The sequence below is a fragment of the Microcystis sp. BLCC-F210 genome, from assembly GCF_042134685.1.
Taxonomy (GTDB): Bacteria; Cyanobacteriota; Cyanobacteriia; order Cyanobacteriales; family Microcystaceae; genus Microcystis; species Microcystis aeruginosa_D.
The window spans coordinates 4029644-4042534 of the sequence record NZ_CP169647.1; the positions used below are offsets into that span (position 1 = coordinate 4029644).

Annotated in this window: 14 protein-coding genes and 1 tRNA gene; 4 read left to right on the forward strand and 11 right to left on the reverse strand. The window is 42.3% G+C overall.

Going from position 1 to position 12891, the window contains the following annotated elements:
• Window positions 1–33 precede the first annotated feature (33 nt).
• Window positions 34–1677 (forward strand): alpha-keto acid decarboxylase family protein, encoded by a 1644-nt coding sequence (locus tag ACE3JL_RS19555; RefSeq protein ID WP_375328188.1) that lies wholly within the window; start codon window positions 34–36, stop codon window positions 1675–1677.
• 144 nt (window positions 1678–1821) lie between these two features.
• A complete protein-coding gene (locus ACE3JL_RS19560) occupies window positions 1822–3213 on the forward strand; it encodes an IctB family putative bicarbonate transporter (RefSeq protein ID WP_375328189.1) in 1392 nt (463 codons plus the stop codon).
• A gap of 14 nt (window positions 3214–3227) precedes the next feature.
• On the opposite strand, the gene ACE3JL_RS19565 is transcribed toward ACE3JL_RS19560, so the two are convergent.
• A complete protein-coding gene (locus tag ACE3JL_RS19565) occupies window positions 3228–4151 on the reverse strand; it encodes an AAA family ATPase (protein WP_375328190.1) in 924 nt (307 codons plus the stop codon).
• Between the two features lie 254 nt (window positions 4152–4405).
• On the opposite strand from ACE3JL_RS19565, the gene ACE3JL_RS19570 reads away from it, so the two are divergent.
• Both ACE3JL_RS19570 and ACE3JL_RS19575 read left to right on the forward strand, forming a co-directional pair.
• The gene (locus tag ACE3JL_RS19570; protein WP_271989034.1) at window positions 4406–4924 is read left to right on the forward strand and encodes a hypothetical protein; all 519 of its coding nucleotides are present in this window, start codon (window positions 4406–4408) and stop codon (window positions 4922–4924) included.
• A 6-nt stretch (window positions 4925–4930) separates the two neighbouring features.
• Entirely contained in the window at window positions 4931–5203 is a 273-nt protein-coding gene (locus tag ACE3JL_RS19575) for a hypothetical protein (protein ID WP_271989032.1), read from the forward strand.
• Here the strand turns inward: ACE3JL_RS19575 and ACE3JL_RS19580 are convergent.
• From ACE3JL_RS19580 to ACE3JL_RS19625, 10 genes are all read right to left on the reverse strand, one after another.
• On the reverse strand, window positions 5200–6123 hold the full coding sequence (locus ACE3JL_RS19580) for a bifunctional riboflavin kinase/FAD synthetase (RefSeq protein WP_271989030.1): 924 nt from the start codon (window positions 6121–6123) through the stop codon (window positions 5200–5202). The two genes, ACE3JL_RS19575 and ACE3JL_RS19580, sit on opposite strands and share 4 nt — an antisense overlap.
• Window positions 6124–6265: 142 nt before the next feature.
• Window positions 6266–6979 carry a 50S ribosomal protein L1 gene (rplA, locus tag ACE3JL_RS19585; RefSeq protein ID WP_052277567.1) on the reverse strand — a complete coding sequence of 238 codons (714 nt, stop codon included), beginning with the start codon at window positions 6977–6979 and terminating at the stop codon, window positions 6266–6268.
• Window positions 6980–7034: 55 nt separating this feature from the next.
• Window positions 7035–7460 (reverse strand): 50S ribosomal protein L11, encoded by a 426-nt coding sequence (rplK, locus tag ACE3JL_RS19590; protein WP_002761138.1) that lies wholly within the window; start codon window positions 7458–7460, stop codon window positions 7035–7037.
• 3 nt (window positions 7461–7463) lie between these two features.
• Window positions 7464–8081 carry a transcription termination/antitermination protein NusG gene (nusG, locus tag ACE3JL_RS19595; RefSeq protein WP_002735925.1) on the reverse strand — a complete coding sequence of 206 codons (618 nt, stop codon included), beginning with the start codon at window positions 8079–8081 and terminating at the stop codon, window positions 7464–7466.
• Window positions 8078–8314 (reverse strand): preprotein translocase subunit SecE, encoded by a 237-nt coding sequence (gene secE, locus ACE3JL_RS19600; protein WP_002737505.1) that lies wholly within the window; start codon window positions 8312–8314, stop codon window positions 8078–8080. Before secE ends, nusG begins: the two co-directional genes overlap by 4 nt.
• A 124-nt stretch (window positions 8315–8438) precedes the next feature.
• Window positions 8439–8511 (reverse strand) — tRNA-Trp (locus ACE3JL_RS19605).
• A gap of 101 nt (window positions 8512–8612) precedes the next feature.
• Entirely contained in the window at window positions 8613–8975 is a 363-nt protein-coding gene (rplS, locus tag ACE3JL_RS19610; protein WP_002738040.1) for a 50S ribosomal protein L19, read from the reverse strand.
• Window positions 8976–9790: 815 nt separating this feature from the next.
• The gene (locus ACE3JL_RS19615; protein WP_271989028.1) at window positions 9791–10084 is read right to left on the reverse strand and encodes a hypothetical protein; all 294 of its coding nucleotides are present in this window, start codon (window positions 10082–10084) and stop codon (window positions 9791–9793) included.
• 644 nt (window positions 10085–10728) lie between these two features.
• The gene (locus tag ACE3JL_RS19620) at window positions 10729–11724 is read right to left on the reverse strand and encodes a lysylphosphatidylglycerol synthase transmembrane domain-containing protein (protein ID WP_375328191.1); all 996 of its coding nucleotides are present in this window, start codon (window positions 11722–11724) and stop codon (window positions 10729–10731) included.
• Window positions 11725–11792: 68 nt separating this feature from the next.
• The gene (locus ACE3JL_RS19625; protein WP_271989026.1) at window positions 11793–12890 is read right to left on the reverse strand and encodes a sulfotransferase; all 1098 of its coding nucleotides are present in this window, start codon (window positions 12888–12890) and stop codon (window positions 11793–11795) included.
• Window position 12891 lies beyond the last annotated feature (1 nt).

The window sequence follows — 12891 nt, forward strand, 5'->3', positions numbered from 1 at the left end:
CGATATCCCGCTCATCTTTGCGAGAAAATTGCTATGATCACCATCGGCGAATATTTATTCCAGCGTCTCCATAATTTAGGGGTTAATCATATTTTTGGGGTGCCGGGGGATTATGTCCTCGATTTGATGGATGTTTTGGTGGAAAGTCCGATCGAATTAGTTTGCACCTGTAATGAGCTTAACGCAGGTTATGCCGCCGATGCCTACGCGCGAGTCAAAGGTATGGGCGCTGTCTGTGTCACCTACGGAGTCGGGGGATTTAGCCTCGTTAATGCTGTGGTCGGTGCTTACGCTGAACGCGTTCCCCTGGTGGTAATTAGTGGAGCTTCCGATCGCTCGATTCGCCGGGATAATTTATTATTACACCACACCACGGGCGATTATAATCTGCAATTTTCAATCATGGAAAAAGCCACGGTTGCCTCGGTTATTCTCACTAATTCTGCCCAAGCAGCCAGTCAAATCGATCAAACTTTAGCAGCTTGTTTGCATCACAAACGTCCTGTGTATATCGAAATTCCCCGGGATCTGGTCTATCGTCCCTGTATCCCCTCAGAAAATCCAATTTATTTAACCGATAATCTCACGGATACCGCCGCTTTAGAAGAAGCCATTGAAGAGGCGGTTTTTTTATTAGAAAAAGCGGAAAAACCAATTATTTTAGCGGGGGTAGAATTTCATCGGTTTAAACTCCAAGATAAGTTGCTGAAACTTTTAGAAGTAACGGGTTATCCCTTAGCCACTACTATTTTAGGTAAGTCGTCAATTTCAGAAATGCAGCCGCAATTTATCGGCACTTATGTGGGAGCATTAAGTCGCGAATACGTTAGTCAACGGGTGGAAAATGCCGATTGTGTCCTCTGTTTGGGGGCAATTATGTCCGATATGAATTTAGGCGGATTTACGGCTAATTTAAATCCCAATAATTTGATTAATGCTAATTCCGAGAAAGTAAAAATTAAACATCACTTTTACCAACCAGTATTCCTAGGGGATTTTATCGATGGGCTAATTAATAAGTTAAGTCACAAAGAAGCGGCAACACTAGAGATTAACCCCGCGGCCGAATTGAAGGATTTAGAATTCATCGCCGTGCCAGAGCAAAAATTAACTAATGCTCGTTTCTATGAGCGAATGAATCATTTTATCGCTCAAGAATCTTTTGTTATTTCCGATACGGGGGACGCAATTATTGCCACGATTGATTTATTAATGCCTCAAAAAACTGACTTTATTGGTCAAGCATTTTATCTCTCTATTGGTTATTCAATTCCCGCCTGTTTAGGAGTAGCTTTTGCCGCACCAAATACTCGTCCTATCGTCTTTGTGGGGGATGGTGCTTTTCAAATGACTGCCCAAGAACTTTCGACAATTATCCGTCATCATCTCAATCCAATTATCTTTTTAATTAATAACGATGGTTACACGATCGAGCGAGTAATTCAGGATAATGTTTATAATGATCTACAACCGTGGCAATATCACCAATTACCAGCAGTATTTAACGGGGAAAGTTGGAGTTGTCAAGTCAGGACAGAAGGGGAATTAGAAAAGGCTTTATCGATTGCCCAGGGTAACATCGATCGCCTATCATTTATTGAAGTACATCTCGATCGTTTTGACTGTTCCCCAGGCTTAATTCGTTTAGGTCAAGCTGTACGTTCACCCCATGTTTAGACTGGTTATACTATTAGGTTTTAACTGTGTAAAGCTACCCTAAGACACCAGACTGAAACTCTTTTCGCTCCCAAGAGTCAACAATTAAGATACAATCGGTATCTTAATCAAAGTGTGATGGTGACAACCGCAACTAAAAACCCTATGAATGCTTTTTGGAAACAAATCACCCTACTGAACTTTTCCCCCGCTTCTTGGTCAAAATATAGCTATCTGCATCGTTTCGTCGGCCTTTTTAGTCAATGGCGACAGGGTAGCCGGTTTGTGGAGTGGACAGAACTGATGGGTGCGCTGTTAATCTCTCTCCTTATCGCCACTGCGCCGTTTTTCTCCACCAGTCAAATCGGTTTTTTATTGTTAGCAATAGCGGGTTATTGGCTACTGTTAACCCTTGTGGATGAAGGCAAAATCGGGGTGACACCGATTCACATTTTGGTGCTTTTATACTGGGGAATTGCCACGGTTTCTACAGCTTTTTCTCCCGTTAAAATGGCAGCTTTGGAAGGATTAATTAAATTAACTCTCAATCTGATCTTTTTTGCTTTTACTGCCCGAATTATGCGATCACAACGCCTAACAAATTGGATTATGACTACTTTAGTTTTAACCGCTTTAGTAGTCAGCATCTACGGCATTCGTCAGCAAATTTTTGGCGCGGAACAGTTAGCAACTTGGAACGATCCCACTTCAGAATTAGCGGGGGATACTAGGGTTTATAGTTATCTCGGTAATCCTAATTTATTAGCTAGTTATTTATTCCCCGGTATTGCTTTTAGCGGTGCGGCATTATTTGTGTGGCAGGGATGGCTACCGAAAATTTTAGCGGCTTTACTAACTTTAGCCAATGCTGCTTGTTTATTTTTTACCGAGAGTCGTGGCGGTTGGATTGGTTTGATGGTTTTAGGAATTGTCTTCTTATTGCTGTTATTTTATTGGTTCAAAAATTATCTACCGTTATTTTGGCAAACATGGCTTTTACCCTTAGTTTTAGGGGGTTTAGCCGTGGTGGTTTTAGGGGCGATTTTATTGGTGGATCCCCTGCGAATTCGGGTGATGAGTATTTTTGCGGGCCGGGGAGATAGTAGTAATAACTTTCGGATTAATGTTTGGGATGCAGTTATTCGCATGATTCAAACTTATCCGCTTTTGGGCATCGGACCAGGTAATGATGCTTTTAAGAAAATTTACCCCCTATTCATGAAGCCAAAATACACGGCTTTAAGTGCCTATTCTGTCCTATTAGAAATCATGGTAGAAACGGGAATTATTGGTTTTACCTGTTTCCTCTGGTTATTAGTTACAACTATCGGCCAAGGCATCCATCAAATTAAACTTTTACGCGATAAAATGGATAGTCAAGGCTTTTGGTTAATCGGGGCAATTGCCGCTATGGCTGGAATTCTTGCCCACGGTTTTTTTGATACGGTTTGGTATCGTCCCCAAGTTAGTACCCTCTGGTGGTTAGTTTTGGGTTTAATTGCTAGTCGTTGTTATTCCCTTGCTAAAGCTTTTGATCGCGACAATTCTCTCCTCTAGGGGTTCAAAGTAGTTCAGGCACAGATACGATCCTCGATCGCCACCGATTGTAGAAGTCTTTCCACGATCGCTTTAGCTTGACGACCGTGACTAGGAATCAGACGATGGCAGAAGACGTAAGGAGTAATCAACTTAACATCATCGGGGATAGCATAATCGCGACCTTCGAGGAAAGCGTAAGCTTGAACTGCTTTTTGCAAAACCACACAACCCCGGGGACTGACTCCTAAACTAATATCTTCGTGATCACGGGTAGCGCGGACTAAATCGACGATATATTGCTGTAAAGCAGGAGCTACCCGGACCAGACTGACTAATCTTCGCAATTCTCCCACCTGTTCTAGGGAAATACAAGCTTCTAGGGATTTAACCGTCTCTTGAGAATGCTGTCTTTGTAACATTTTTAATTCTTCTGTGGCGCTGGGATAACCCAAACTCAGGCAAACAGCAAAACGGTCCATTTGTGCTTCTGGAAGCGGAAAAGTGCCTTGATATTCGATCGGATTTTGGGTGGCAATCACAAAGAAAGGTTGGGGGACCGGCCGCGCTTCTCCATCGACGGTAACTTGTTTTTCTTCCATGACTTCTAGAAGTGCCGATTGGGTGCGCGGGGTGGCCCGGTTGATTTCATCGGCCAAGAGGACGTTAGCAAAAGCGGGTCCGGGGATAAATTCAAATTCGCGACTGTTGGGGTTCCAAATCGTCGTTCCCGTGATATCACTAGGAAGGAGGTCGGGGGTGCATTGTACCCGTTGGAAACGACCGTTAATTGAACGCGCTAAGGATTTCGCTAACAGAGTTTTGCCGACTCCGGGTACATCTTCCAGGAGAGCGTGGCCACCACTGAGTAAAGCCACCAGCACAATGCGAATCGATTCAGTTTGGCCAACGATGCTCTGGCTCAAATTTTCCATCAAAATATCAATAGCGTCTCTCATAGCACAAATAGGGTATTTTGTCAAGAAGATTAATGTTAAGTTTTTTTGATCTTAACGATTCTTTTCCTAATTTGCCCACACTAGGGAGGAAAGTTGACAGACAAGGGCGGGAAATTTTCTCCTAGGGAGCTAATCAGGGTTAGGGTGGCTAGTAGGGAGAAAATTAGTTAAGAATTGTTGCCCGTGGGCGAAATCAAGATTTTAAGTCGGTTCAGTCTGATAAAATCGAGAAGAATTTCTCCTAATCGATGAAGATGAAAGCCAGTTCGCTCGTTTTTAGTCTTGTTTTGGGCATCGCAGCCAGTACATTAACCAATAGTTTACCCGAAAATTTTACTTTCAATTCTCGGAAAATATTGGCTCAAGATCAGGCTCCTTCCTGTCCCCTCCCTCCAGATATTGCCGTCACTTTTCGCAATAGTGAATGTCAGGCAGTTACCCTAGAAAAACCCCAGACTTTTTTCCGTTATTATAGTGACGAAAATAGCAAAAAAGGTCGTTTTCTGACCACGGATCAATATACCACCAATGTGGAGGTGATCAGAAATTTAGCCCTCGATCAAAAGTGGAATCCTCCCAATCAAGCGACCAAAGTAGTATCGGTGACTTTACCTGCGGGAACAACGGTTTATCAAGGAATTGTCGCCCCCCAGAATCCGGCTGATTGTTATCCCGGTGGTGGTCAGCAAACTTTTATTAAAGACTCGCGAGATGCCAATATACAATGGGGAGAGGGACGAGCAATAACCGTTACATCTCTTTCCTGTCGCTAGAATATTATGGAAACGAACATGAGGGAATTAATTCAATCAATTGACCAAGCTATTAACGTGGCCGAACAGATGCCGAAAACAGAAAGAGCGACTCGGATTGAGGGTTTGATTTCTGTCCTAAAAACCATCAAAAGTCAGGCTTTAGCTGGTCAATTACCACCGTCTCAAGGCATTGTTACCCTAGGATTAGCGCGAGAAGTAGCTGATTGGATCGATTCCCTCGATTCTCCTTTATTGAAAGCGGTGGGTAAAGTGGAAAGAGAATACCAAAAATATTAGTAGTTGTCGGTTACAGAAGTTAAAATTAACCGAGAGCGATCGCAGTCTATCTCGATCTGATTTTTTAATCGATCGAGAGAATTAAATTTCTGTTCTGGTCGCAGGAACTGCACTAAATCCATCGTTAAAATGCGATCATATACATTGCCCGACCAATCCAATAAATGGATTTCCACACTGATAGTTTTTCCCTCGATCGTGGGACGATAACCGATGTTCATAACTGCCGGTAAGCGAGAACCATCGAGATGCACCCAACCGCAATAAACCCCCAATCGCGGCAATAATTTATCGGGAGGAACCTGTAGATTAGCGGTATGAAAACCTAATTGTCTGCCTAGCTGTTGCCCGATGACCACGCGACCGGTTAAACTATAGGGACGACCTAACATTTGTCCGGCTTGCTCAACGTTTCCTGCTGCCAAAGCTTGACGAATTAGGGAACTACTAATTCGACCCGTCCCACAGTTTTTTAAAGCAACAATCTCGACTTTAATATTAAATTGAGAGGCGATTTGTAATAAATCTTCCGCTGTACCTTGACGACGATAACCGAAGCGGAAATCTTGACCAACACTGATCGATTTAGCCTGTAATTTTTCTACTAAAATCTGTTCGATAAAAGCCAAGGGAGTCAGGGAAGCTAATTGAGCAGAAAAAGGCAGTAAAACTAATTGTTTAACGCCTAAATTCTCTAAAACCTCCACCTTTTCCCCTAGAGGAGTTAATAACTGCCATTTTTCCCCCGTAAAAAATTCCCGCGGGTGGGGAGTAAAACTAACAACGGTGGGATAAGCGGGTTCATCCTGAAAAATTGGCTGTAGGACGGTTTGATGACCCAGGTGCAAACCATCAAAGTTACCAAGAGCGATCGCACTAGGGGCTAAAATACGGGTATTAGGGGAATCTACAATCCACACGCTGGCTTTAAGAACAGATACAAGAGAATAATTCAAGCAATTAATCTTGAGTGTAGCCTTTTGATTCTATATCAATCGGGCGATCAAGCCAAAAAAAGGCCCCCAATCCCTTGGAGGCTTTTTCAAAGAAAAATAACTGTCATTAACCTTCTGCTAATTTCAGATCCCGCAGGGTGCTAATATCCACTTGAATCGATGGCCCCATGGAAGAAGAAACGTAAACTGTACGCCAGTAACGACCTTTGGCCCCGGAAGGACGGTTTCTGTCCACCGTTTCCTGCAAAGCTTTCAAATTGATTAACAGATCCTCGGCACTAAAAGAAGCTTTGCCAAATTGAACGTGAACGATCCCGGTGCGATCGGCCCGGAATTCCAATTTACCCGCTTTAAACTCAGAGATTGCTCCCGTTAAATCCGTGGTTACGGTTCCCCCTTTCGGTGAGGGCATTAAACCCCGTGGACCGAGTTGACGACCTAATTTCGCCACTTTCGGCATCATATCAGGGGTGGCGATTAACACCTCGAAATCCATCATCCCCTTGGCGATTTCTTCGATTAATTCTTCTGAACCAACGATATCGGCCCCGGCGTTGTTCGCTTCCTGCACCTGTTCCCCGCGAGTAATCACCGCTACTCGCACCGTGCGTCCGGTTCCTTTGGGTAAACTTACCGTTGTCCGCAGTTGTTGGTCGGTATATTTAGGATCGATACCTAAACGAATATGAGCTTCGGCGGTTTCGTCGAATTTCGCCGTCGCTAATTCCTTTAATAATGTCAGTGCCTCTAATGGCTCGTAGGCTTTATTTTCTACCTTAGCCTGGGCATCTCGCAAACGTCGTGAAACTTTTTTTACCATCTGATTTGTTGCTCCTTGGGTAATAACGAAGCTTAACTTCTCCCCGTAATAAGATTTAGTCTGAGATCTTGACACCCATATTTCTGGCCGTTCCCGCCACAATATTCATGGCCGCTTCGATGTCGTTAGCGTTAAGATCGGGCAGTTTAGTCTGAGCGATTTCCCGTAATTGGTCGCGGGTAATGGTGGCGACAAATTTCTTGTTAGGTTCGTTGGAACCTCTTTCCACACCAGCCGCTTTACGGATGAGAACGGAAGCGGGGGGAGTTTTGAGGACAAAGGTAAAACTACGATCCTCAAAAACGGAGATTTCCACAGGGATGATCATCCCGGCCTGATCGGCGGTTTTAGCGTTGTAATCTTTACAAAACGCCATAATATTCACCCCGTGTTGACCCAAAGCAGGACCCACGGGAGGAGCAGGGTTAGCCTTACCAGCAGGTAAAGCTAGTTTAATAATTGCGACGACTTTTTTAGCCATGATTTAGTTTTGTTTTTCGACTTGATTAAATTCCAATTCGACCGGGGTATCCCGACCAAAAATGGAGAGCAGGGCCTTGAGTTTGCCGCGCTCGGGACTAACTTCGATCACTTCCCCTTCAAAGTCCTTAAATGGACCGGATAGAACCAAGATTTGATCGCCAACTTCCATATTGATTTTGACGACGGGTTCTTGAATCTGAGCTTGTTTGAAGATGCGATCAACTTCTGACATACTCAAGGGTAGCGGGGTGACGTGACCGCGGCCGCGTCCGTAGTGGCGTTTTTGTTCGGCCCCGACAAAGTTGATCACGTGGGGGGTGTTTTTCACCACCTGCCAAGCGTCATCATCCATGATCATTCTGATCAGGACATAACCGGGGAAGACTTTTTCCTCACCGTGCTGCCGTGAACCATCCTTGCGGACTTTGACGGTGGCCGCTTGGGGAATCTGAACTTGTAGAATGCGATCAGCCACATCGAGGGTGTGGATGCGCTGTTCCAAATTAGCTTTGACCCGTTTCTCACAACCGGAAGCCACCTGCACGGCATACCAACGGGGTTTTTTCGGTAGGCCGCTAAGATTGAGTTCTTCGGGAAACTGCTCTTCTTCTAGATTCATGGGAACACCTTCCCTGCACCCCAGGCAAAGAATTTATCGATCAGATAGATGAGAGTGGCTACTAAAGTCACCATTAACATCACCGCCGCCGATTCGCTCAAAAGTTGCTGACGGGAAGGCCAGACGACTTTGGCGAGTTCTTCTTTGGTTTCATTGACGAATTCCTTGACCTGAAAGGAGCTTCCCTCTTTCTTGTCGCTCGCGTCTTTTTCTAGGGTTTCTTTTTTGGCCACGATCGCTACTCCTTAAAATGATACTCAGGCTATCCTTAACTTATCATTTTCACCGGACAACCCACACTAACCCTCAGACATTTAGATCATGTCCTTTGCAATTATCGGCTTGGTGATTACCAAACGCGCCCTGGAGGACTTGAACCCCCGACATCAGGTTTTGGAGACCTGCGTTCTACCAACTGAACTAAGAGCGCCCATTCGCTAAACTATTTGGCTTTTTTAAGGCCTTTATTTATTATAGCGTAGTTGTTGGCGATTGTGCAACTTTCTTGGTTAGGCTGTCGCCGGAAATTTTTTAGAGAGGGCGATCGAAACGTTCTTGTACCCTGGTGGCTTTGCCAACCCGATCGCGCAGGTAGTAGAGTTTCGCCCGGCGTACTTTACCACGACGGATGATCTTAATACTGGCAACCCGCGGCGAGTGGAGCAGGAAGACTCTTTCTACTCCCACACCCTGGAAGACTTTGCGTACTGTAATCGTTTCGTTGATACCGCCATGGCGTTTGGCGATGACAATGCCCTCGTAGGGCTGAATCCGCTCTTTATCTCCTTCGACGATTCGCACCCCTACCCGGATCGTGTCACCGACATGGATAATGGGCAGATCGCTCTTGAGATACTCGGCTTCGATTGATTTGATAATCTCTTCCGTTTTCATCGGCTTTCGTAAAACTCACAATTTCCCATCATACCATATCTTTTGAGTAAAAAGGGGTGGCTATTAGATATCCGCAGCTACTCCCCCTCAGTGATTGCTGATAAATCCCCCAATCCACCCATCTTGCCAGTCAATCCCCTAGTACTATTTTTCCTTATTCATGGAAGATATCTTAATCTTTATTAGAAACGCTATCAGTTAAAACCCGTAATTTTTCTTCTTCAGGTTGCAATCGTTTTGTAAATTATCAAGACAAATTTATTGACTTATTAACTCCTGTGTAGGATGAAAACCCGATCATAAAATATTCGGTAAGATGCGAGATTAACGCAGCCAAAATTAAAGCCTACTTATAGGATAACAAGTTTATCGGCTAAAGCCGATAAATTTAAACTATTTAAAACACGGGGTTTTATTGGTCGTTTTTCATTACAAAATATCAGGGAGGAATAAAATTCTCTGCCGGAGAAGAATTGATAAGTCATAAGGTTTTTTGAGCAGTATCTCTATCTAAATCATCTAAGCTTAAGACGTAAAAGGTATCATCGAAAATAACTGGTTGATTTTGACAGGGTAATATAAGGTTAAAATTTAGTTTTTTATAAAGTTCAAAAATGGTAATCTTAAAAGGTGAGAAGCTGTAAGAACTGACACTAAATATATAAAAGTCTGACTAATTTTGATAAACTTTGCTTGTTCTACCTAGAAAATCATTTTTATAATTAGCTAAATATTGCCAAGTTTTTAGGACAATGTCCGGTATATTTTCCGTAGATTCACCGATAAACTTATGATCATGATTAAGTCAGGGAATATCAGTCACAATCAAAAAAATTCTTCTGTTCAATTTGTATTCTTTGATCTTGGGATATTTGCCGATCTTGATTAATCTGAGTGATATAATTAGGATTAATTTCAAAGCTAAGAATTTTTTCAGTTTCTTTAAAGGTAAGTGATGCTGCTTTTAAAAAGTTACCCATACCACAAGTTGGCTCAATAATCATATCGGGGTTAACATGAATTTGCCATAATTTTTGACAAATATTTTTGGTTAACTCTGGGGGAGTTTGAAAGTCTCCATATTCAATTTTAACCTGAGAAACTTGCATGACTAATTCTCTCTATAAATGGCTATTAATCCTTCTTCTTGACCAGCAAGATCGATTACTCTAGTATATTCTAATCTCTATTGTCAGGGATTAGAAATAGTTAAAAAAACTTGCGCTAGGGGATGAACAAGAATTTCATTAGCTATATTAGCCGCTTCCATTTCATCAACAGGTAAGTTTTTATCTAAAACAAAAGCAATTAAATCAGGCTCTTCGTTTTTTCTTATGCAAGGGACAGGATTATAAAAGATGAAACCCTTATAAAAAAAGACATTTGGCGATTTTTGTCAATTGTTTTTGATCTAGAGCAAACTAATCAATTAAATCTTCTGTCAGATAAAAATTTAGTCTATTTATGCCATCTTATCGAACCATAACAAGTAACGAAGAGCCAAAATCGCCAGGATAGGAAAAAGACAAAAAACGCAACACAACAAATCGATATCCAGTGATTAAAAAAAGAAAAAGTTCCGAGAAAAAAGGAACAAGTAATTCGACTTAGACATAATTTTGACTTAATTTATACAAGTCTTAGCTATTTTTTGATGGCTGAGTCATTTTGTTATGGGATAAACTTCAGGTTTAACGATCGCCGCTTAGGTAAACATTTAGTCTAAACTCTAGTTTGTGACAAAAACTGTATATTATTTTGAAGAGCGATCGGGTAAAGTTGGTCTTAGGGAAAATAACCACCAGATCAATAAACCTAATATAATCCAGAGAATATCTTTAACCCGGCGAATTACAGAAATCGCTAAACCTAATTCTAGACTACTGGTTAAGGAAGCACCCAGCAGCACTAAAGAACCTTCTAAAGTACCGATATTAGCGGGAATAAAAAAGGTTCCAGCGCGCACTAATTGGGCAACAGAATCAAATAACCAAGCATCGGCAAAACTGATCGGATGTTGGAGAAACTGCATTAAAACATAGATTTCTAAAGCTCCGAGAGGCCAATTGAGAAACCCGACGATCAATCCATTTCTAAATAGGGGCAGATTCCGGTAAAATTCCCCTAAACGATCATCGACACTGCGAAGATTTTCTAAAGGTTTAGCTAGGCGATCGCCTAAAAAAGAATGACCTAATCGATTAACTATTCGGGAGGATAAACGAAATCGCTGAATCAAGAAAAATATCAGGATACAACTGGAGAATATAGCAAGACTTAATCCAGTAAAAGTTTTAAAAGAATTGGAGAATTTTGGGGAAGCTAGGAGCAGAAAAAAACCGATAATTGCAAAAAAGACAAGGGAAGCGGTATTTAACGTTTTCGTCAAAATAATCGAGGCACTGGTTTCTTTATAGCTAATCTGATAGTGAGTTTTTAACATCACTGCTTTAAAACCTTCTCCTCCCAAGGAAGCGAAGGGAGTTACGCGATTAAAGGCTGCCCCTACCATGTAAATTAATAATAGGCGAATTGTCCATCTAGGTTGGATAGGAATACTTTTAAAAGTTAGTTGCCAAGTAAAAACATCGGTGAGGAATTCTAGGAAGTAAAAAATAATTACTAATGTCATTCCCCACCAACCAACTAGGGTGATTTGTTGCCAAACTTCTTGCAGATTTGTTTGGCGTAAAATTACCCCTAGTAAAACAAAACCTAAACCCAGAAAGATAAATTTAAGATATTTCATATTAAATTATGAATTATGAATTATGAATTATGAATTATAACTGATAATTGATGACTGATGACTGATGACTAAAAATAATTCCAACGTTGAATAAATGGCAGCCAATGAGATTCGACTAATTCGATCGCTTTTGGGTCTGGGGGATAATTATTTTTTTTATATCCTTGCAGACTGGCGATATATTTCTCAAAGCGAGGCATAGATATTTTTAGGTCAGGAAGTTGCAGTTGATCGTAGATTTTCTCAATTTGTGCTAGGGGTTCTTTTTCTAAATCTTCAAAACTAATTTCTACAAAACTATCGGTAGGTAAATCGGCACTATCTCCCAGGAGAGAATTAAGCATTGGGGGATAACTTTTCAGAATTGTCTGCTCGATGACATCAATAGATAAATTATCATAGGATTGTAGTGCTAGTTCTGGTAGGATGCGGGTAAAAAAGTGGCGGGTTGAGGAAAAAACTAGATAGGGATTGCGGTAGATATGAATAAATTTAGCATCGGGCCAGATAGCTCGCAATTTGGCGATGTGTGCCGTATAAACGGGGTTTTTAAGTAGTAATTGTTTGCCTTTTTGATGGATGGAAACTTTTTTTAATAGATGAGTATGCCAACGTTGCCAATTGGCGATTTCTTTCTCGCTGCAGCCTTGAAAAAAAACCCCTCGATCGAAATGATACTGAAAACGTTGGGGAAAGTATAAACCATGGTAGTAGGAAAGGGGGGTCATGCTGGCCAGGGCGATCGAGTCTTCTTGGGGTGAATTGGGAGTAACGGCGACGTTATCCACATGGCGATCGCTAGGTAGAGCTAATTCCAGCAGTGGTTGAAATAAGCGGACGATACCGAGGATATCCCAGGGCAATCCCACCGCTAGGGGCGAAATATAGCCAAAATGCTCCGATTGACCGAGTAAATTGTGCAGATGGGTCGTGCCACTGCGCCAATAGCCGACAATAAAAATGGGTGCTTTTATCTGCACGCGGCGCTCATAAAACCCTGTCATCAAAATCCGTTCTAGGGTAGAAAAAGGCAGTCGTGCCAGGGTAACTGCCAGGGCCAGGGTTGCTGGGGCTAAATTGGGGCGATCGATGCCGCCATTAGTCAAAAATAAACGAAGGAGAGTGCTAAGGTTACTACCGCAGAGGGGATGAAACAAACTGGACATA

What these genes read in the sequence shown, in the direction of transcription:
- ACE3JL_RS19570 (WP_271989034.1), top strand. Translation starts at nt 4,406, where the DNA reads ATGAAAGCCAGTTCGCTCGTTTTTAGTCTTGTTTTGGGCATCGCAGCC.
- ACE3JL_RS19560 (WP_375328189.1), top strand. Translation starts at nt 1,822, where the DNA reads ATGAATGCTTTTTGGAAACAAATCACCCTACTGAACTTTTCCCCCGCT.
- rplA (WP_052277567.1), bottom strand. Translation starts at nt 6,979, where the DNA reads ATGGTAAAAAAAGTTTCACGACGTTTGCGAGATGCCCAGGCTAAGGTA.
- ACE3JL_RS19555 (WP_375328188.1), top strand. Translation starts at nt 34, where the DNA reads ATGATCACCATCGGCGAATATTTATTCCAGCGTCTCCATAATTTAGGG.
- ACE3JL_RS19565 (WP_375328190.1), bottom strand. Translation starts at nt 4,151, where the DNA reads ATGAGAGACGCTATTGATATTTTGATGGAAAATTTGAGCCAGAGCATC.
- ACE3JL_RS19575 (WP_271989032.1), top strand. Translation starts at nt 4,931, where the DNA reads ATGGAAACGAACATGAGGGAATTAATTCAATCAATTGACCAAGCTATT.
- ACE3JL_RS19625 (WP_271989026.1), bottom strand. Translation starts at nt 12,890, where the DNA reads ATGTCCAGTTTGTTTCATCCCCTCTGCGGTAGTAACCTTAGCACTCTC.
- rplS (WP_002738040.1), bottom strand. Translation starts at nt 8,975, where the DNA reads ATGAAAACGGAAGAGATTATCAAATCAATCGAAGCCGAGTATCTCAAG.
- ACE3JL_RS19620 (WP_375328191.1), bottom strand. Translation starts at nt 11,724, where the DNA reads ATGAAATATCTTAAATTTATCTTTCTGGGTTTAGGTTTTGTTTTACTA.
- ACE3JL_RS19615 (WP_271989028.1), bottom strand. Translation starts at nt 10,084, where the DNA reads ATGCAAGTTTCTCAGGTTAAAATTGAATATGGAGACTTTCAAACTCCC.
- nusG (WP_002735925.1), bottom strand. Translation starts at nt 8,081, where the DNA reads ATGAATCTAGAAGAAGAGCAGTTTCCCGAAGAACTCAATCTTAGCGGC.
- rplK (WP_002761138.1), bottom strand. Translation starts at nt 7,460, where the DNA reads ATGGCTAAAAAAGTCGTCGCAATTATTAAACTAGCTTTACCTGCTGGT.